Source organism: Arsenophonus sp. PmNCSU2021_1 (assembly GCF_036919435.1).
In the GTDB taxonomy this organism is placed as follows: Bacteria; Pseudomonadota; Gammaproteobacteria; order Enterobacterales; family Enterobacteriaceae; genus Arsenophonus; species Arsenophonus nilaparvatae.
Window position 1 is genome coordinate 312,196 of sequence record NZ_JAZHPL010000003.1, and the last position, 19,824, is coordinate 332,019.

Below are 19,824 nucleotides of genomic sequence, written 5' to 3' on the forward strand. Positions count from 1 at the left end.
GAAAGATTGCCCCTGTAAAAAGGGGCGTTAAGGTTAATTAGTGACGTTCTAAGAAATGGGTCAATTCACCTTCATACCACTGATCGGTGCGAGCGGTGATTATCCCGATTTGTTGTTGGTGGAATTGTTCAAAAAGCTGTTTTATTTCCGCTAACACGGTATCGATATTTTCACGCTTGCGCAACAGCCGTTTGATAACTTGTTTTTCAGCGTCATTAATAATTTGTCGTAGTGACTCGGTAATATAGTAAATGCGTCTGCACTCGTCAGCCATTAAGGGGATATGCGCTACCTGAAAACGCTCGGGTGATGGCGTGCCAGTTACTTCGCGTAACGCCAACCACACTGCATTACTCCATGAACGCTCAAATCGAAAACCATTTGTCATGCACCAAACTAAATGTGTCAGGTTACGAGTATCCGAATGGCTAAAACGCTCTGCGGCTTTAGGCTGGGGTTGACGGGTAAAGTTACTGGTTTGATTAACTGTTTGTTTATCCAGAATATCCAGTACCCATTTTCTAAATTCTTTCGCTACTGGCGTATTGGCGAACATAGCGATCAGGTGTGCGCCACGTAGTGAGAAAATCCGAATTTTGTTGCGTAGATTGTCGTAAGTATTTGATTTTCTCGAGGTACTCAATTCGAGTACCTCGGTCATTCCGTTAGTGAATTCATCACTGTTCCTATTATACAAAACTGTTACACGCTTTGAGTCGGAATATTCTAAAGCTCTTGCGATTTCAGCAGAGGTAAACCAGATTTGCCCATTATGAGGGAGGGTTTCAAGAATAGTATTACGGAAAATTAAAGTATTCATAGTAATGATTACCTGTTTAGCTAAGGGGATAATCACCACCAAGAGGTACTAATCTCTATATTGGCGGTGAACTGAACAGGGTTAGTACTACCGGCTAAACAGGACCCGGCGAGCCTTACGGCTCCCCCATCCAGCCCACCATTGATTATTGATATGGTAGACTGACGCATAAAAAAACACGCTGTTGGCGTGCTATGCGCCTGTTTAGTTACGGCGGGGTACTAATCCCGACATCTGATTTTGCAGATGCAAATAAACTATAGCGCATGATTTCTTCTTTCGTCAATGGGTATTTAAAATGTCAATGTTTTATTACGCTGCGGCAATCCCGTTCATCATCACGCTTAGCAGTCTGGGAAATTGGCTATCATAAAAATGAGGCTGAGTCTGACGAGGGTGGTTTGGGTCAGTTAGATTTTTACCAAACTGTAATCCTTTTTCCGTCAATGACCAGAATAATTTTTCTTTATCAGGATGCTTACTGCTAGGGCGTGATTTACGCTCAACAATACCTAATAATTGCAAACGCTTAAAGCTGGATGGTGGGCTGTAAGGCTTGCCATGTAATTGCAAAAGCTCCGTAAAAGAATGTGTCACTTCGCTTGATACTGTCAAGCTGCCTTCTGGAGCATCGACGGCATAAGTGGGCAATATATCCGGCATCCCAAGGGAAGATTGTAATTTTTTCATTGCACCAAGTAGACCAGAAGGGGCGATACGTAGCTCCTGCTTGTAAAAAGCGATCATGGCTAAGCCAGCTTGTACTTTTTCGACAAGTACGCCGTTATTGCTTTTTACTGAATCACGAAATTGTTCATAAACCTGAACTTCAAATGCAGGTTCGATCCATGCAGCGTATCTAATGGCGATAATTTCAACTGCCCAGCTTCCCGATTCAAGGCCACCTTTGATGATGTTGACCGAAGCTATTTTCGTAGCTTCGCTTGCTTTTTGTACAAAATTACTTACTCCTTCTGATTTAAGGAAGTTTGATGGCCGTTGCGATTCTGTCGCTTTACCTTGCGCAACGGCAGCACGATGTAAATCATTCAGACAATACCGCCCGAAAGCGTCTTGGCGTACAATGGTATTTTCGATAACAACTAATTTAGACATAAAAATATTTCTCCGTAATGAAACGAATTAAGGTATTAACGTGAAAGATTTTGCAGATTGAAGCCTAAACCCTTTATACTTACCAAAAAGGAGGATTCCCTATGGGTCAGGTTGCATTTGATACACTACAGGCATCAGAAGAGCTTCAAACTGCTGGTCTTACTAGTCAGCAAGCTAAGGCTATTTCGCTTGTTGTACGCAAATCACATGAGGTTGCTGATGTAGCGACTAAAGCTGATATTGCTGATGTTAAGCGTGATATATCTGATGTCAGAAAAGAAATTGCTGATGTTCGTAAAGACTTATCTGCTGAGATCGCTGATGTCCGTAAAGACTTGTCTGCTGAGATAGCTGATGTTCGCAAAGACATGGAAAATCGCTTTGACAAACTTGGCTTGCAATTAACAGTGAGACTTGGAGGTATGTTAATTTTGGCAATCGGTGCGCTTACAGCTATTCTTAAGCTTGTCCATTAAACAAGTTCGCTTTTTGCTGCTTCTTGTTCAGTAATAAGAATTTCCCTGAATTTCTTAATTGCTTTGTCGTTGTAGCGAAAGGACTCAACCTCTTTATTACTGTAAGGTGATTTATCGAGGTAGGTATCGCCATACGCTTTAACTTTCATCTTATTGTCGTTGGCGATACGCCCAATTTTATTTGCGGAAACACCAAACATTTTGCCAATCTCTGTGGCGGTATAATGTTTTTCGGTGATAAGCGGCAAGGGGATCACTTCACTATCCGCAATAGGGTTAATCAGTCCGGCTATGATGGTTTGTCTAGCGTCATCGGAAAGGTTTGTTGCCCATTCAAATATCTGCTTCACATTTTCCATTTGAATTTGTATGGCTTTAGCCTGAATTTCTATCGCTTTTGCCTTACGAAATTCAGGTAATCCGCTGCCTTCGTCTTTATGGGGTTTTATCTGCAAGATAGCTTGATTGAAATAATTGTCTTCTAATGCTTCGTACCAATCCCATGCTTCATCCGTTTCTAATATTTTCGCATGGCGGGAAGCACCGCGATCTGTCCATAAATACAGAACATTTGTATGTTTACTAACCAATCCTCTTAATGATGAATGGTTAATAAATGACCTTAACTCCTCGCCTTCTATTTTGAAATAATGTTTGCCTTCTACAAAGCGATCTTTACACGAGTTTCGCACCAATAAAAAAACGCTCTATTTTTAAGTTTAATTCAGCATAATATATAAATAGAAAAAATCTCATAAATTGAAAATAACTTATTGTAATTTAAGTAAATTTATACGTCTTAGCAAGTTACAGATTAATTATTGTTCTGAAGCCATTTCTAGAATTTTATATGCCCGTGCGAAACTCGTGCTTTATTACGATTAAAATTATTTGAGATTATTTTAGCATCGGTGCCATACCCCTGAGCAAGTATATCATTAGTGATCACTCGCTGAGATTTGTACTCGATAACAGGTAATTGTGTGTTTTGAATTGTGACTAATTTAGACATAAAAATATGCCTCCGTAGTTAAACAAAGGAGATCAATGAAGATAAGTTACTTAAATGGTGTTCAGTTAACAGTGGGTAAGATGCTGCTTAAATCCTGACTGTCCAGTACGATAACTTGATGGCCGAGGGCAAAAAGCCGTGCGTGTTCGCGTAATTGGTAGGGCGTGGGCTTTTTGCCCGGTGCTTTACATTCCACGAAAATAATCTTGCCATTGGGCAGGGCGACTAATCGGTCAGGTACACCCCGTCGCCCTGGTGAAACAAATTTATAGGCAATACCGCCGATTTTTTTCACTTCACTGACCAAGTGCTTTTCAATAGTGTCTTCCCTGACTAACCGCATGGGTACATCCTTTTTATGTCTTCCCGTTTTATTTGCATAATGCAAAAATCGGCACGGTTCTCACTCCAGATACGGTTATTGCGATTACGTGCCAGTCGATTTGCCTGTGACCATGCGCGCGCGGCTTCATGGTATTGCCCTGACTGCTCAAGGTGAACGGCATCCTGCGCCGCCTTAAAATAAAGTGGGCTGTCGTTTTTTCTAAAGGCCATGATGTTTATTTTATCCTGTGTGTTATTTATTCCTTGCGATAGCGATAAGTCTTAAACCCCGCTGCACTAAGCGGTAAATCAAAAGCCCAGTCAGGCTCGGCACTTAACAGTGCGCTTAACCCCTCAGCGGAAAATTGTGGGGTATCGGGCGCTTCGCTGATAATCTCATCATGGACGGTTAAGACAATCTCATAACCCGCCTTTTCAATAGACGGCATGTTACAGGCTAATACATCCCGTGCGGCGGCCTGACAGATATTTTCTGTGATTTTCCCCCCGTAGGTTTTTAGCCTTTCCCATTTTCGGCTATAAGGATTGGTGCCCATGTAGGTAATTTGTCCATTCTCTGTTCGCGCAGAAGGGTAGCAAAGACTACGACCTGATGGTAGACAAATCCTGAGCCAGCCTTTATCGCGCCGGACGCTAAGTTTACGGCACTTAAACGATATCCCCGGTGACTGAATGGCCTGTTTTACTGCCTCTTCAATGTCGTACCAGAATGATACGGTTTGTGGATGGGCATTGCGCCACATGCGCTTAAGGGAATCGCAGGTAACAAATACTTTTTCGCTCAGGTCATAAGTTTTATCCGTTTCAACAGATTTTTGATACCAGCTTATTGCCTCTCGCTTAACGCCAGACGGTATGTTAGGTAATGCGGCTTCCGCCAGCTCATCTAAATCCAGACCGTAGGCGAGGGCGAACGTTAGAAATGCCGCAACCCCGCCGACATAGCCTAAGCCGAGTTCCATTACCTTACCGATTTGTCGTTGGTCTTTGGTGACGTTTTTAGGTAAAAGATTAAACGCGCGCGCATAGGCCAGTTTATAGAGGTCATCACCTTTGCCGTTATCAAACTCGCTAAAAGCGTTGACTTTCCAGTTTTCCCCCGCCAGCCATGCCAGCATGCGGCCTTCAATATTCGATAAATCCGAGATAACCAGTTTTTTACCGAGGGGTGCAATAATACATCCTCTAAGTGCAGAACTGGTCAGTTGCATAATGTCATCGCAAATCAGCTCGGCGCAACCGGCTTTTAATGCTTCAATCCCGTTATCAATGGTTTTTTGGTCAAGCGTGGGTCTGGGGAGATTATCCGGTTGAAAAATACGCCCCGCCCAGCGGCCAGTGCGTGAGGCGCCACAAAATTGCTTAGTCCCGCGAAGTCGTCCATCTGCGCTTACCGATTTTAACAGCGCCTTATATTTACTGGTGCTGGTTGTACACGATTGCAGACGGACTGATAGTAGTTCGCGTAAAGCCTGTGGAATATCAGGGTCACTAATACGTCGCTGTAGCGTACTGGCCTGCATATCCGGTAACTTGATGCCAAATGCTGAAACGATATGCTGTAAGAGAGCATCGCGTTGGGTAGCGGCCTGTACGGCATTATCCGTTAATTGCTGTGTGACGGTTGATAACCGTTTTTGCTTGCTTTCAACCGCGGTTAAGGCACTTTTCGCCAGTTCAACGTCCATACACATCCCACGGCGATTAATTTTTTGGTCTAACTGCCATAACATTGTTTCATTAAAATTCATATTCCAACGCGGTAAATGTTGGTAAATCTCGCGCATGGCTAAAATATCTGAACCTGCGTAGGTTTTAAACCGCTGCCACTCTTCGAAATGTGTTAACGCCGTGGCGCGTTGTATTTTGCTGTTTTTAGGGCGCGGTTTGCAAAATAACTGTATGAGCGCTTTACCTTCTTTATCTTTGGCGTTATCGCTATTGACGTTGAAGACATCGCAAAGCGAACCAAGCGCACCGGGTAAGCCATGTGCCAGTGCTTGTACTAATGTGTCGTGAACGCGGGATAACGGTAAGTCAATATTTAACACGTGTTTTAAAATTACCGTGTCGAACATACCGCCATTATGCCAGACGGTTAAGATCGCAGGGTCCTCAAGATAGGTTTTTAAATCTTTTGGCATTGTTTTATCTTGCGTCACATCCCAGACCTTGACAGATTCACGATTGTAAGCATAAGCAAAAAGTAATATTTCTGCATTTGCAGCGTAGCGATGCGTGCCACAATTAATGGGGATATCGCTGTAGGTTTCTAAATCGCAAAATAGTAAATTTTGCATAATCCATCCTTATCAGGCCGTAACAGAAAAACGCCCCATTTTAGGGTGATACCACTGACTGCCGCGTTTTTCAGACTCAAGCATCATATTATCCAGTGCACTTCTAAAGGCTGCTTCATCAACCACTGACATTTGGGTAATCTGTCCGCCTGGCGGTACATGGGGCACTTTTTTGTAAGGTACATTCCATGCCATCACTAACTGGCGACATTTCGCATCGCTTAAGCCATATTTTGTTTTTAGATAGCTATAGCCCTGAAAACCTGCTGGGATAGTGCCTTGTTTGATGTGTTCGATTTCTTCTGAAACTTGTTCTACCTGATGCTCGATAGTCTTTAACCGTCGCTCTTGCTCAACCTGTGCGATTGCATAAGCCAGATTAAGTTCAGCCTGTGATTTAGGTTTGCTCTGTTGTTCCAGTTTATCAATCAGCGAGCGACGAACCGATTTCGATTCACGGGCAGCAACCCGAAGCGCTTGCTTAAGTGCCATTTCGATAATTTCAATATCAGCGCCGTTTTTTTGACCTACAAAAATTTTGTAGGTCTCTCCTTCGAGTTCATCTTTAATGCGATCGATGAAGACGTTATTTCTAATCGGTGGCTCACCATATTCTTTTCGTGTTTCATTAACCATGACCAGTAATTGTTGCGAGTCGATCGTTTCGTTGTTGGGAAGCGTGACTTTTGTTACATTCATTAAATTTTGCATGTAGAAATCTCTCAATAGTTAAATTGATAAAAGATTGCCCCTCTAAAAAGGGGCGTTAAGATTAATTAACCTGAGTTCGGGATAAGCATTATCAATTATACTTGAAGATACGTACCTGCAACAGGTATCTTTGGTTTAGATGGCATTAAACAATATGCAACCAGTCCGCCTAATAAATTCACTACAAAGTTAGCCGGAGAGCGATGTCGCGTATGCTCTATTTGACAAAGATTTTTTAACTCATCAAATACCGTTTCAATGACAGAACGATGACGCAAGATGGCTTTGTCGAAACAAGTCTGTTTAATAGGCTTCATTTTCTTCTTGATATTCGTTATAAGGCTAATTCCCATCGTTTTGAGTTGCTGTTTCAGTGAAGCCGATAAATACCCTTTATCTGCGTACAAACAACCAGAAAGATCCTTTGTCAGCTCAGGCAATGGTTTCCGATCATCGGTGTTTCCTGGTGTGAGTCGAAAACTGAGTATTTCCCCCAAATGATTGATAATTACATGAAGCTTGAAACCAAAGAACCAACCTGTTGAATTTTTTCCCCGTTCAGCTATCCCATTGAAGACTTTATGTCTGCGGATCCGTAAGTTATCACACACCGCTATCGGAGTAGAATCGGCAACCGATAGCCCCGTGCATTTTCCCTTAATTGACTCAAACAGTGCCGTTAACGCTAAGGCACTACGCGGAAGTAACTCTACACAGCGTGAATAGGATGGCAAGTTAGGAAATTCCTTCCGGAGATATAAGCGGACATAATAGAGATAAAATACCTTGAATTGCCTGAATCGGAGTTGATGAAACAACACAACCAGTGTCATCATTTCCGCCAACGAAAGCTGAGTAGACCGTCTACGACGCTTAGTACCGTTAGTCAGCAAATATTCATGCATTTTTGGCTCGAAGTCTTTGCAAAAATCATCCATCAGGCAATAAAGTTCAGTAAGATTTTCCATAATTGTTTAACAATGCTCTACTCTTTAACCAGACTGTTAGAGTATTTTAACAAAACAGGCTCATTCAACTATTTGAATATCAAGACTTTCTCTTTATTTCTTATCCCGAACTCAGGTTAATTAGTGGCGTTCTAAGAAATGGGTCAGTTCACCTTCGTACCACTGATCGGTGCGTGCGGTGATTATCCCGATTTGTTGATGGTGAAATTGCTCAAAAATCTGTTTGATCTCGGCTAATACGGTATCGATATTCTCACGTTTACGCAAAAGTCGTTTGATCGTCTGTTTTTCAGCGTCATTAATAATTTGTCGTAGTGACTCGGTGATGTAGTAAATACGTCTACATTCGTCAGCCATTAAAGGTATATGCTCTACCTGAAAACGCTCCGGCGATGGCGTGCCCGTCACTTCACGCAAAGCCAACCACACCGCATTACTCCACGAACGCTCAAAACGAAAGCCATTTGTCATACACCAAACTAAATGCGTCAGGTTACGGATGTCTGAATGGCTAAAACGCTCTACGGCTTTAGGTTGGGGTTGGGGTTGGTATTTTGGTGTAGAGTGTAACTTGGTTTCCATGCGGGTGAATTCAGCGATATAGGCTTCCTTGAATTGAGCTGCTTTTTTACCTGTAAATCCCATGACCAAGAATACAAAACCGTCTTTGGTCATTTCATAGTATTTAGATTCTCGTTTTGCACCTTTGCCTATATTTATTTTCTGGAACATCTCCGAAAAATTGCGGGTATGAAAATCAAAAGAACAGTCTAGGTTGCGAATTTTCTTTAAAACATCATCATGTCGCTTACCAAAATAATCAGCAATATCTTGAGATGATGCTACAGCTTTGCCATTATGAATAGTAACTTTAGGTGTGATATTAGAAAGTTGAAGGGTCATATGACCTCCGATGGTTAACTTAGATTTACTCACCATCAGGAGTTGTCACACTCTCTGGCGGTGAACTGAACAGGGGTGACAATACCGGAGTTAACCAACCGGCCAGCTTTTCAGCTGCCCTATCCAGCTCACCATTGAAAGGTATAGCTAGATTACGACATTAAAAAAACACGCTCGCGGCGTGTATATGTCGCGGTTAACTCGAAGCGGGTTGTCACGCCCGACATCTGATTTTACAGATGCAAATAAACTATAGCGCATGATTTCTTCTTTCGTCAATGGGTATTTTGTGGTTATAATTGCGAGGTGTTGGGCTATTAGCTTAATGATAGAGCAGAGGGCTTTTGGCCCATCGGTTGCAGGTTCGAACCCTGCATAGCCCTCCATTTTACCGATGGCTTTTTGCCAATCGCTTATTCTCTTTTCTCAGGTACTGGTTTTCTTCAGCTAGTAGTTGGATCATATTGATTAAGGTTTTGGTTTCCTCATCGGCGAAAACGGGTTGGGCTAAGTTAAGTAAATAACGGCTGTTGTTACTGGGGTTAGTGAGCGTAATGGTTCTACACATATTATCTAAGTTCATTTTTAAGCCTCCTAAAGGAATTTAGCGCGGTGCCTGATTGTTTCACTACCTCAGGCCGCGGTAGTTCCCTGGTGTTAACTTGCCAATAACTCTTCTTCCTCAAACATACTCAGGTCGTCAAACTCGTCAACAGAAGCCACGCCGCCCCCTGCAAACGCATCGCCATCACGGAAAAACTGAACGCCTCTTAATGACGCTGAAACCCCTTTACCATTATTGTCATAGGCGTAAAACTCAATAGTGGCGTTAACGTAACAGCCTGAGTAGGGGCGACCATCCTGTGCGGTTAACGGTGAGGTATTGCGGTCAATGACTAACGGACGAGATTTGTTGCTAGCACCGATATACAGGTTTCCTGCGTACCCGTCGTACTCTTTACTATCCCCATCGCGTAAGCAAAAACGGTTAGGGTTATTGCAAATGCTGTTATAGATTTTTTCGATATCCTTGGTGCCCCATTTCTCGCCAATCACGTGTTTGATCCCGGCTTTGATTTCCTCAATCAGGTCAGTACGACTTTTAGCGATTAGGAAAGTGGCACGGTATTTAAATTCACTCTGACCACTAAACTGAGAGGGTTCAAACAAATCAGGAAAAGCCAGACGTACGTTGTTTAATTTGATTTTCATCACGTTACCTTTTAATTAGATGGATTTATCAGCGAGTGACGCTTCGGTCACATCGTCAAAGTCGTTTAAGGGGTTAGTAATAATGTCAGGTCTTGGGTCTGATTCCGGTGCGATGACGGGTTTACCGTCTGCTCGCTGAATAAGCGCTTCCAGTTTTGCCCAGCGACTCGGTTTGTCTTTTTTAAGCAATTTTTCAGCCTGTGGTGGGCTGATAATTTTCTTGTGGTAGATTTGCTCCTGTTTAAGTTTGGCATTTTTTAACAGCGTTTCGGCTTCACGTTCATCACCCCATACACGATTCCCCTGTTTGCTCGTAACCAGTTTAAAACCTGGCACCGATTGCCCGCTATGTAATGCCTCGGCTACCCGATTTCGTAAGGCTTTACAAAAGCTCTCTATCAAATCGACATGCGGGTAGAGTGTTGCCATTTGCTCAGGGGTTAGTAGCGTAATGCGTTTTGGTGCATCACTTAGTTGTGGTGCCAGCGGTTGTGTTAAATCGACAAAATCGCCTCTGACTTCATTATGGACAAATTGCGCCTGGGCAAAACACAATCCGCCTTTAGCTTTGCAGAACTGGCATTGCTTGATGCCCGGTGAAAAGGCACTATCGGGTAGCGCATCAAGCCCGTTGCGCTCGGCAAGGGTTGCCATCTCCATGGCTTTTTGCGCCCTTAATCTGGCCAAATCACCAAAGTCTTTTAAATCTTGAACCGATAGCGTCCATTCAGACCGATGGTTAAGGCGAGGTTGATGGATGAAAAGACGAACCGTTTTGAAATCATAAACAAGGTCAAACTGAGGTTACGCCCCCAGGGCATAGAGCATAAGTTGCTCATTGCTCAGGGCGTCTACTTTAACGCCTTTACCGTATTTAAGGTCATGGATTTGTAACTCGTCCTCACTGACAATAATCGCATCCGCGGTACCGAATGAATTCTCTACGCGAATGGCCGCTGAAAAGTCAACGCTTTCTTCAACCAGTAAGAGCTTTCCGTCCGCCAGTTGCCAGACAGTATCAACATAGGTCTGGACGTGCTCAATCATCTCCTCATCCACTTGTGGCGAATTGGCTTTTAGCAACGGATATGTGCCAATATAATCTTTTGCATCAAAACCGTATGTTCGTCTACAACCTTCACTAAACGGGTTTTGGCGCATTGTTAAGAGACTTTCCGCTAATGCATGCGCCGCGCTGCCTTCTTCCGCAAACGGCGATGTTTTATCGGGTAAGGTGGCCTCGACTGCGAGACTAGCGGCGCATCTCATCCACCTATGCGCTGAGGAGGGGGAAAGTTTTGCATGTTCAGCCATCACTGCCCTCGGCGTTATCATCGGCTAAAACGCGTTGGGCTTTCTCGATAAACTGAACCAGATTGTCATCGGTAACGTCACCCATCTTTTTAGCGTTGAATGAGGCGAGGATATCCAGTGCTTCATTGCGATATCCGCCTTTGACCAGTTGAGTAATGCATGCGGAAGCCTCACTGCGAAGTGCCTTAAAATTAATCGGTTTGGCTTCTGCTGGGGTAGGCAATTCAGGCACTAATGACAAGGCAAATTCACGGCGATCTGTAATGCCATGGAGATTACCCCAATTGGCCAGCATTTTTAGGCATAAATCAAAAGTCGATGTTTTTGAGAGCGTTTTAATTTTACTTATGCCGTTTAAAGCGCAATAAAGCGCATCAATTTGTCCGGTAACGCTATCTGCTTTTTCGGCCGCAAAAGTGGCTTTGGCTTTAGCGATTTGCGTATTGTCAGGTTTTACTGCTTTATCTCCAAACAAGACCGACAGGGCGACGACGTGACGCAAATCAAGCGATTCAATATCAACCGGTTCTACTTTAGGTGCTTCAACAATCGGTTTAACGGCTTTAGCAGGTTTCGTTTCTACCTTGGGGGTTTGAACCTTTTTCTCGGCAATAACCTGTGCTGATTTGTCTTCGGCTTTAGTGGGCACTTCGATAGTAATTTTAGGCTCAATCACTTCTTGAGGCTCGGCCATAGCAGATGCCGCAACAGGTTGAGGTTTAACATCCGGCACAAAGGGGTTTGGTTTGTTTGCTTTTGTCGGTTCGTTTGGGTCACTCGGGTCATTTTCAGGGTGTCCGACTAACTGACTGATTAATATTTTATGGGCTTCGGCCAGTTGATTGTGCGCCATGATCATTTGCGTGTGGTTTTCTGCCAGTCTTGCCAGCAGGGGAGTATTTACGGTAAGCATTTTGCGTCGACCTCAACGGTATACAGTGACAGGGAACTGGTGATTGACATTGCGTTTTAGCGCTTCTAATTTTTGTAAATAGCGTAAACGCCGGACGTTGTTGTTCATCGGAAATCGCTCCGATGACAGGATTTTTGCTTTTTGCATGTAGGAATCTCTCAATAGTTAAATTGATGAAAAATTGCCCCTTTTTAAAGGGGCGTTAAGATTAATTAACCTGAGTTCGGGATAAGAAATAAAGAGAAAGTCTTGATATTCAAATAGTTGAATGAGCCTGTTTTGTTAAAATACTCTAACAGTCTGGTTAAAGAGTAGAGCATTGTTAAACAATTATGGAAAATCTTACTGAACTTTATTGCCTGATGGATGATTTTTGCAAAGACTTCGAGCCAAAAATGCATGAATATTTGCTGACTAACGGTACTAAGCGTCGTAGACGGTCTACTCAGCTTTCGTTGGCGGAAATGATGACACTGGTTGTGTTGTTTCATCAACTCCGATTCAGGCAATTCAAGGTATTTTATCTCTATTATGTCCGCTTATATCTCCGGAAGGAATTTCCTAACTTGCCATCCTATTCACGCTGTGTAGAGTTACTTCCGCGTAGTGCCTTAGCGTTAACGGCACTGTTTGAGTCAATTAAGGGAAAATGCACGGGGCTATCGGTTGCCGATTCTACTCCGATAGCGGTGTGTGATAACTTACGGATCCGCAGACATAAAGTCTTCAATGGGATAGCTGAACGGGGAAAAAATTCAACAGGTTGGTTCTTTGGTTTCAAGCTTCATGTAATTATCAATCATTTGGGGGAAATACTCAGTTTTCGACTCACACCAGGAAACACCGATGATCGGAAACCATTGCCTGAGCTGACAAAGGATCTTTCTGGTTGTTTGTACGCAGATAAAGGGTATTTATCGGCTTCACTGAAACAGCAACTCAAAACGATGGGAATTAGCCTTATAACGAATATCAAGAAGAAAATGAAGCCTATTAAACAGACTTGTTTCGACAAAGCCATCTTGCGTCATCGTTCTGTCATTGAAACGGTATTTGATGAGTTAAAAAATCTTTGTCAAATAGAGCATACGCGACATCGCTCTCCGGCTAACTTTGTAGTGAATTTATTAGGCGGACTGGTTGCATATTGTTTAATGCCATCTAAACCAAAAATACCTGTTGCAGGTACGTATCTTCAAGTATAATTGATAATGCTTATCCCGAACTCAGGTTAATTAATGGCGTTCTAAGAAATGGGTGAGTTCACCTTCATACCAGTGATCGGTGCGTGCGGTGATTAGCCCGATTTGTTGATGGTGAAATTGCTCAAAAAGCTGTTTTATTTCCGCTAATACGGTATCGATATTCTCACGCTTGCGTAAAAGTCGCTTAATCGTCTGCTTTTCAGCCTCATTGATAATCTGGCGCAATGACTCGGTGATATAATAAATGCGTCTGCATTCGTCAGCCATCAACGGGATATGCTCTACCTGAAAACGCTCAGGTGAGGGTGTGCCCGTCACTTCACGTAATGCCAGCCACACCGCTCTAGTCCATGACTGTTCAAACCGAAAGCCATTTGTCATACACCAGACTAAATGCGTTAGGTTACGTGTATCCGAATGGGTAAAACGCTCTACGGCTTTCGGTTGATATTTTGGTGTAAAGCTGGAGGTTTGATTAACTGTTTGTTTATCGAGGATATCTAGCACCCATTTTCTGAATTCTTTTGCTACTGGCGTATTGGCGAACATAGCAATTAGGTGTGCACCTCGTAAAGAGAAAATACGAATTTTATATGGAGCGTTTTTAACGGTACTCGAATTGAGTACCTCGGTCATTTCGTTAGTGAATTCATCGTTATTACGATTATATAAAACTGTTACACGTTTTGCGTCCGAATATTGTAAAGCTCTAGCAAGTTCAGCAGACGTAAACCAGATCTTTCCATTATGAGAGATAGTTTCAAGAATAGTATTACGGAAAATTAAAGTAGTCATAGTAATGATTACCTGTTTAGTTAAGAGGATAATCACCACCTTAAGATGCGAATCTAACGGGCGGTGAACTGGACGGAGTTCGCATTACCGGCTAAACAGGACCCGGCGAGCCTTACGGCTCCCCCATCCAGCCCACCATTGATTCTTTGATATGGCAGACTGACGCATAAAAAAACACGCTTAAGGCGTGCTATGCGCCTGTTTAGTTACGGCGAGATGCGAATCCCGGCATCTGATTTTGCAGATGCAAATAAACTATAGCGCATGATTTCTTCTTTCGTCAATGGGTATTGCAAAAAGGTTGATGTTTTGCATGGTAGTTTTTCCTATGGAATGGGTTACAAAATGGGGTTTGATGGCTACTCTTCTGTTTCCAGCGCAATAAAACCATCTCTGATAGCCGATGCAAGTGCTTTCGCCCTGACATTATCGATAGCGCGATTTGAATCCATCTCCGCCTGTAATGCATATAGTAAAGCTTCACCGGCTTTCTCTTGAGATTTTTCACTTAATTCTTCAAATTTCATCATTTCTCCTAAATACAAATCAATTTTTGCGGTGTGTGCAGGTGGTATCCGGATTATATTTACAGCCATATTGGTAGTGCCCTGGTGTTGGTTTTTAACTTAATGGCTGTATTTTGGTTATTTCACACACCTAAAAACCGACTGTTTTGGTGTTTTGTGGTTCGATTTTTCAGATAATAAAGATAATTATTGGTATTTTGTGACCGTAGGTTAGAAAAATCACTCACCATAGGCCACTTCGCAAAATGACCTATAATTAGTGTTTTTTAGCGTTTGCATTTCTTTCTCTGTCAGTGTTGCCCTTTCACGACCATTTTTACCAAATGGGGCTAATCTTCTCGCCAACCGGATCGCGTTTGACGGTACATCGCATTTTATGCGCAGGGGTCCTAAACAGAAAAATCTGTGCTGTTCCGACTTTCTAAATTGTTAAAGAGCGTGTGTTCTATAAATCATTTTATTCATAATCGCATAGATAATATTATGCGAAAAGTACATTTAGTCAATTATTTTTCGCATTATTTTTTAATGAATCGTATTGGGCTTTGAGTAGAAGTACTCACTTAGTCTCTATGGTAAAGAGAATCCTTAGCAATGCCTGCCACGTAAATGATTTTTTTAATGGTTGACGCTGCGAGACGTATTGGTGGATGATCAGCGTTAATAGAAAGCAAATGAATAACGTCATCTCTTTGATAAAGAAATGTTTTTACCATAACCTGGCCGGTATCATCTTGAACTAGAACCTCGTCACCGGGTTTATATTTATAGTTGGGTTCCATAACAACGAATTCTCCATGTTGAATTCGTGGCATCATTGATTCGCCTTGGCAACGAAGCGCAAAAGCATCTTTATCCTCCGTCGGCCAAACAATATAACCATAGTCATGTTCGATCGATGATTCTTTGGAATTCCAATATCCACCGCCACCCAATTGTGTTGTTCCTAACACAGGAACCTTACAAAAATTAAACGGAATGGCATTGAGTTCGATCCTTGTGAATGATGTTATATCTCTTTCTTCAGAGATATTTGTTGTGCTTAAATCTTTATATAGCAATTCATTTGCTTCGACTCTAAAAAAATTAGCAATTTTTTGAACTATTTCTAATCGTGGACTTTTAACTTCTCCACTTAACATTCTATGTAGCGTTGGTTGTGGCATCCCAATTCGACGTGATAGTTCAGCAACGCTCTTTACCCCCTTTTCATCCATTAATATCTTGATATTCTTATTTAAATTTTGAGTCCCCATTCCCATTATGTTATCCCCTATAAATTATATCACGAGTTTCGCACCAATAAAAAAACGCTCTATTTTTAAGTTTAATTCAGCATAATATGTAAATAGATAAAACCTTATAAATTAAATATAACTTATTGTAAATTAAGTGAATTTATGCATTTCAGTAACTTGCAGATTAATCATTACTTTTAAGCCATTTCTAGAATTTTATAGGCCTGTGCGAAACTCGTGTATATATTAAATTCAAAATATACTTTTACGCATATTATAATTGAATTTAAATAAATTTTTCGCATTGCAAATATTTATGCGAATTGGTATTTTTAGCGACTAAATAAAACTAAATTGGAGAAATACCATGTATGAGAAATCACCTATAGAAATCGTCAGAGCATTATTAGCACTGGGATTAACTCAATCAGAAATAGAAGCTAATACGGGTATTACACAACCTTCAATAAGCCGAATACTGACTGGAAAGACTAAGGATTCTCGTATATCTACGATGGTTGCTCTAGAAAAATTTTATTTAAAGCAAATGACTAATTCTTCTAATAAGTCAAAGGCCAAATAACCCATGCAAATCAATTATTCTGTCGGGCGTAGTGTGAGTGATCAGCGCCCGAGTCCTGCTGTTGCTGGCTCTTTTGCCGAGTATCAGCAGGCGATCAAAAAATTAACCAAACCTATTAATATTAGTCCAACCGATCCAAAAGACGTTTTCGACAAAAAGAAAAAAGCCCTTAATTATATCTGGGGTGCGATGAAAAATGCCAAGAAAGGGCGTAACGCACTTAATGCGGGTAACCGCAGCGTGTTATGGCTTGACATGGATGGGTGTACCTTGGATGCGTGGGAAATGCTCTCAGGCATTCTCGGTTTTTATCAATGTTTTGCCTATACCACTGCCAGTCATGAACATCCTGTTGCTCAGGGTGAACAACGCTGGCGCATTGGTTTTTTGTTATCCCGTGAAGTGACCGCATTAGAGTACAAAGCGCTAGGACCACGGATTGAGCAGGAGTTGATGGATTGTTTCGAATTGCTTAGTGATCTGGTGATTAAGTGGGATCGCTCTGTCTATGAGCCTTCGCATATGGTTTTTGCTCCTCATGAAGGGGCAAAGTATGAAAGTTTCGAAGGCACAGTAGTTGATGTTGATACGCTTTTAGCCTCGGATAATACGCCTGTTATTGAGCATATCGATGTGCCTAAGACTGATAATGACGATCTAACCCGTCTAGTCGATTTGCAAAATATTAATGACCAGACGTTTGAAGATTTACGTTCAGCTATGTTTCATCCACTTGTGTTGGCTGATGCAGCACCAAGAAGCGATAAACACGATGCCTGGTCAGCAATGGGGTGTCGTCTTGCATGGTTTATTGGAACGGAATTTGAAGAATGGGCGAGATCGATTTGGTTAGAATGGTCTGCCAAAGATGGCGGAAGTCAAGATGATGTCGATATAGCAGCAAAGCGGTGGGATGACGGTAAACTAAAGGCTGAACGCACGGGTTATCAGTCGATTTTTGCCCTTGCACAGAAAAGAGGATGGGTAAATCCCGGGGCAGCGCGATTGAAAACGGCAGCTACCAGTGAGATTGAATTACCTGTATCGCAACCGCATTTGGGCGGTTATGGAACCCCTGGAAAATTTATTGTTGAGGGGCTGATTCCTGTCGGCGTAACGGCGATTTATGGCGCTTCTTCTACCTTTAAATCGTATACCGCCTTGTCAATTAGCTTGCGCGTTGCCCTGATGAAACAGCGTTGGGCAGGAAGGAACATAAAGGGTGGTTCTGTTCTCTATATTGCCGCAGAAGGTGGGAGCTCGATTGCGCCAAGAGTAGGCGCATGGGCCGATAAATATAATGACGGTAAACCTATCAAAAACTTTTACACGTTACCGCGAGCGGCTGATTTGGCAGAGCCAAAGGTAGTCAATGGCGTATTGAAAGAAATTAAACGTATAAAAGATGTAACCGGAGAGCCGGTACGTATGGTTGTGGTGGATACGTTATCGCAGTCGATGAACTCCGGTGATGAAAATAGTGCTGGGGATATGGCTAAATTTCTGGCGGGGGCGACCAAAGTTGCTTCAGAAATCGACGCAGCGGTAGTTTTCATTCACCACACAGGGAAAGACGGTAATAAAGGGATGCGCGGCTCTTATGCGGCTTTTGCAAACGTGGATTCGGTTATTAAGGTAGAGCGGGTGGGTGAGTCTGTTAACCTTATCAATGAGAAACAGCGTACTGGCCCCACCCAACCTACTAAAAGCTATCACGTCCCTATAGTAGCGCTACCCGATTACGTTATTGAGCAAAACGAAAGCGTTAATAACGACTATACCAGTACGGAAGGAGAGATCTACGAACCGGTACGTTTAACAACCGAACGTGTGTTTGAAGATGTTCCTTTCGCTGAAATTATCACCGCTTTTGATGACGAAAGCAAGCCCACAAAGCGCGATACACATGAAGTTTGGGTTTGGGAGCAATTAGACAGTGCCGGCGGACGTATTGAACGGGCAGTACTACGAGAAAGATGGAAAGATTTAGGTATGGAATCAAATATTCTGCGAACGGTTATCTCAAGAATGAAAAAGTCGCAAGGTGTTTCTGAGTCGTCTGATGGCGTTATTTACGATTCGATATTAGCACTTGAACGGGAAGAAAACGACCAAAAAGATGAGCGGAAAAATTTTCACAGTTTGCAAGAAAAACAAAAAAGCCAAAATCAACCAAGAGATGAAATTAAATAGATATGCAATTACTATATATAAATATGCAATTTTTAAGGTTAATCGAAAGCAAGGCGCAACATGAAGCGCAACAAAGCGCAACAAAAAATAATATCATTGATTTTAAAGGATTTTTTAGCGCAACAAGGCGCAACATGACGGCTAGCGAGAAGGCGCAACACAATACCCCCCTCACCCCCTTTAGGGGGTGAGGGGGGTATTGTGTTGCGCTCGAGCCGTTGCGGTTTTATTCAGTTCAAATGAATATGCAAAAGCTGAAATGCCTGAATTGAAGTTAAAACGCGAGCGGCAAAAACATTCCCGTTCACAACAGGAGCGAAAAGACCATGAGCAGAGACATCGAGAAAATACTACTCCACTGGGGTGGCTGGTGTGCGGGTAATCCGTATGCTGCGGTGAGCTGGTTGCCGGTGGCATCGGGCTTTAATCGTTTCATGCCGTTTGCAGGCGCAAATCGCTTATCGTGTAGTGATGCGGACGGGCTGGTGATTGATGTGTGCGTCAGTCGCCTCAACACGGTGGGTATGTCTAGAGAACTGAGTTACATTGAGGGTTATTACATCAGAGGGATATCCAAACGTGCTATCGCGCGAAAGTTTGCAGTACGCGAGGATGAGGTGCGAAAAAGAATGCAAATTGCGGAAGGATTTGTTCTGGGATGTCTAGAAACCCTTGATATTCAATTAGATATCGACATATTGTATAAATATCATACAAACAGTTATCAAACACTAGTGCGGCCGCAAAAGGTATGCTAAAGTGCCCATGATGAATTTTTGCGTCCATCGGATAGCCACCGTTGGTAAGCATTAAAATGATTTTTGAGTTAAGCGTTAAATCGAAAAAAAATGAAACGAGAATTTACGCCTGGAAAATATCAATACTGTCCCAAGTGCGGTTCAGTTTTAGAACCTAGATGGGAGCAAGTTGAATACCTTAACGGCTGGATAGGCGAAGGTGATTGCTCAAAATGCAATCAGTCAAGTGTTTACATATCAGGAAGTAAACAGTTCCTACGAGAAGCTCGAAAAATGGTTGAAAAAGCTAATTGATTCTGAAATCAAATTAATGTCGCATTGAGACACTAATAAGGTCTGAAAAACATCAAGTTTATTTAGACATAAATTTAATAAGCCTCGCTTTTGCGGGGTTTTTTCATTTACGCCACCGTAATAGCCAACAAGCTGTTAAAC

At 42.4% G+C, this 19,824-nt stretch carries 21 protein-coding genes, 1 tRNA gene and 1 pseudogene; 6 read left to right on the forward strand and 17 right to left on the reverse strand.

What is annotated here, in order from left to right; genetic code table 11:
• Positions 1 to 37: 37 nt before the first annotated feature.
• Positions 38 to 820, reverse strand: a complete 783-nt coding sequence (locus tag V3224_RS03900) for a BRO-N domain-containing protein (RefSeq protein ID WP_334468768.1) — start codon at positions 818 to 820, stop codon at positions 38 to 40.
• Positions 821 to 1,132: 312 nt separating this feature from the next.
• A complete protein-coding gene (locus tag V3224_RS03905; protein WP_334468646.1) occupies positions 1,133 to 1,936 on the reverse strand; it encodes a KilA-N domain-containing protein in 804 nt (267 codons plus the stop codon).
• Between the two features lie 101 nt (positions 1,937 to 2,037).
• Between V3224_RS03905 and V3224_RS03910 the strand changes: the two genes are divergently transcribed.
• Positions 2,038 to 2,412, forward strand: a complete 375-nt coding sequence (locus tag V3224_RS03910) for a DUF1640 domain-containing protein (RefSeq protein ID WP_334468648.1) — start codon at positions 2,038 to 2,040, stop codon at positions 2,410 to 2,412.
• Here the strand turns inward: V3224_RS03910 and V3224_RS03915 are convergent.
• The 8 genes from V3224_RS03915 to V3224_RS03950 all read right to left on the reverse strand — a co-directional run bounded on the left by V3224_RS03915 (position 2,409) and on the right by V3224_RS03950 (position 8,651).
• On the reverse strand, positions 2,409 to 3,104 hold the full coding sequence (locus tag V3224_RS03915) for an ORF6N domain-containing protein (protein ID WP_334468650.1): 696 nt from the start codon (positions 3,102 to 3,104) through the stop codon (positions 2,409 to 2,411). The two genes, V3224_RS03910 and V3224_RS03915, sit on opposite strands and share 4 nt — an antisense overlap.
• Before the next feature lie 146 nt (positions 3,105 to 3,250).
• Positions 3,251 to 3,424, reverse strand: a complete 174-nt coding sequence (locus V3224_RS03920; RefSeq protein WP_334468652.1) for an ORF6N domain-containing protein — start codon at positions 3,422 to 3,424, stop codon at positions 3,251 to 3,253.
• 61 nt (positions 3,425 to 3,485) lie between these two features.
• On the reverse strand, positions 3,486 to 3,767 hold the full coding sequence (locus tag V3224_RS03925; RefSeq protein WP_334468654.1) for a VRR-NUC domain-containing protein: 282 nt from the start codon (positions 3,765 to 3,767) through the stop codon (positions 3,486 to 3,488).
• Positions 3,758 to 3,979 (reverse strand): ANR family transcriptional regulator, encoded by a 222-nt coding sequence (locus tag V3224_RS03930; protein WP_334468655.1) that lies wholly within the window; start codon positions 3,977 to 3,979, stop codon positions 3,758 to 3,760. Before V3224_RS03930 ends, V3224_RS03925 begins: the two co-directional genes overlap by 10 nt.
• A gap of 26 nt (positions 3,980 to 4,005) precedes the next feature.
• A complete protein-coding gene (locus tag V3224_RS03935; protein ID WP_334468657.1) occupies positions 4,006 to 6,069 on the reverse strand; it encodes a DNA polymerase I in 2,064 nt (687 codons plus the stop codon).
• 12 nt (positions 6,070 to 6,081) lie between these two features.
• Positions 6,082 to 6,780 (reverse strand): hypothetical protein, encoded by a 699-nt coding sequence (locus tag V3224_RS03940; protein WP_334468659.1) that lies wholly within the window; start codon positions 6,778 to 6,780, stop codon positions 6,082 to 6,084.
• A gap of 95 nt (positions 6,781 to 6,875) precedes the next feature.
• Entirely contained in the window at positions 6,876 to 7,748 is an 873-nt protein-coding gene (locus V3224_RS03945) for an IS982 family transposase (RefSeq protein WP_334467716.1), read from the reverse strand.
• Positions 7,749 to 7,868: 120 nt separating this feature from the next.
• The gene (locus V3224_RS03950) at positions 7,869 to 8,651 is read right to left on the reverse strand and encodes a Rha family transcriptional regulator (protein WP_334468661.1); all 783 of its coding nucleotides are present in this window, start codon (positions 8,649 to 8,651) and stop codon (positions 7,869 to 7,871) included.
• Between the two features lie 311 nt (positions 8,652 to 8,962).
• Between V3224_RS03950 and V3224_RS03955 the strand changes: the two genes are divergently transcribed.
• Positions 8,963 to 9,037, forward strand: a tRNA-Lys gene (locus tag V3224_RS03955).
• A 2-nt stretch (positions 9,038 to 9,039) separates the two neighbouring features.
• Here V3224_RS03955 and V3224_RS03960 read toward each other — a convergent pair.
• The 4 genes and pseudogenes from V3224_RS03960 to V3224_RS03975 form a co-directional block, all read right to left on the reverse strand.
• Positions 9,040 to 9,234: a hypothetical protein gene (locus V3224_RS03960; protein WP_334468663.1), complete on the reverse strand. Its 195-nt coding sequence runs from the start codon at positions 9,232 to 9,234 to the stop codon at positions 9,040 to 9,042.
• Between the two features lie 74 nt (positions 9,235 to 9,308).
• Positions 9,309 to 9,863: a DUF2815 family protein gene (locus V3224_RS03965; protein ID WP_334468664.1), complete on the reverse strand. Its 555-nt coding sequence runs from the start codon at positions 9,861 to 9,863 to the stop codon at positions 9,309 to 9,311.
• Between the two features lie 15 nt (positions 9,864 to 9,878).
• Positions 9,879 to 11,198 (reverse strand): annotated as a pseudogene (locus V3224_RS03970) (DUF2800 domain-containing protein).
• Positions 11,170 to 12,090, reverse strand: coding sequence for a hypothetical protein (locus V3224_RS03975; protein WP_334468666.1), 921 nt, complete (start codon positions 12,088 to 12,090; stop codon positions 11,170 to 11,172). The pseudogene V3224_RS03970 and the gene V3224_RS03975 overlap by 29 nt, the downstream one beginning before the upstream one ends.
• Positions 12,091 to 12,422: 332 nt before the next feature.
• Between V3224_RS03975 and V3224_RS03980 the strand changes: the two genes are divergently transcribed.
• The gene (locus V3224_RS03980; protein WP_334467716.1) at positions 12,423 to 13,295 is read left to right on the forward strand and encodes an IS982 family transposase; all 873 of its coding nucleotides are present in this window, start codon (positions 12,423 to 12,425) and stop codon (positions 13,293 to 13,295) included.
• A 30-nt stretch (positions 13,296 to 13,325) separates the two neighbouring features.
• Here the strand turns inward: V3224_RS03980 and V3224_RS03985 are convergent, their stop codons facing one another.
• The 3 genes from V3224_RS03985 to V3224_RS03995 all read right to left on the reverse strand — a co-directional run bounded on the left by V3224_RS03985 (position 13,326) and on the right by V3224_RS03995 (position 15,873).
• On the reverse strand, positions 13,326 to 14,090 hold the full coding sequence (locus V3224_RS03985; protein ID WP_334468668.1) for a BRO-N domain-containing protein: 765 nt from the start codon (positions 14,088 to 14,090) through the stop codon (positions 13,326 to 13,328).
• A 359-nt stretch (positions 14,091 to 14,449) separates the two neighbouring features.
• The gene (locus V3224_RS03990; protein ID WP_334468670.1) at positions 14,450 to 14,617 is read right to left on the reverse strand and encodes a hypothetical protein; all 168 of its coding nucleotides are present in this window, start codon (positions 14,615 to 14,617) and stop codon (positions 14,450 to 14,452) included.
• Between the two features lie 563 nt (positions 14,618 to 15,180).
• Entirely contained in the window at positions 15,181 to 15,873 is a 693-nt protein-coding gene (locus V3224_RS03995) for a S24 family peptidase (RefSeq protein ID WP_334468672.1), read from the reverse strand.
• Between the two features lie 325 nt (positions 15,874 to 16,198).
• On the opposite strand from V3224_RS03995, the gene V3224_RS04000 reads away from it, so the two are divergent.
• The 3 genes from V3224_RS04000 (at position 16,199) to V3224_RS04010 (ending at position 19,389) form a co-directional block, all read left to right on the forward strand.
• The gene (locus V3224_RS04000; protein ID WP_334468770.1) at positions 16,199 to 16,438 is read left to right on the forward strand and encodes a helix-turn-helix transcriptional regulator; all 240 of its coding nucleotides are present in this window, start codon (positions 16,199 to 16,201) and stop codon (positions 16,436 to 16,438) included.
• Between the two features lie 3 nt (positions 16,439 to 16,441).
• On the forward strand, positions 16,442 to 18,631 hold the full coding sequence (locus tag V3224_RS04005) for an AAA family ATPase (RefSeq protein ID WP_442889822.1): 2,190 nt from the start codon (positions 16,442 to 16,444) through the stop codon (positions 18,629 to 18,631).
• Positions 18,632 to 18,957: 326 nt separating this feature from the next.
• Positions 18,958 to 19,389: an antiterminator Q family protein gene (locus V3224_RS04010; protein ID WP_334468675.1), complete on the forward strand. Its 432-nt coding sequence runs from the start codon at positions 18,958 to 18,960 to the stop codon at positions 19,387 to 19,389.
• Positions 19,390 to 19,824 lie beyond the last annotated feature (435 nt).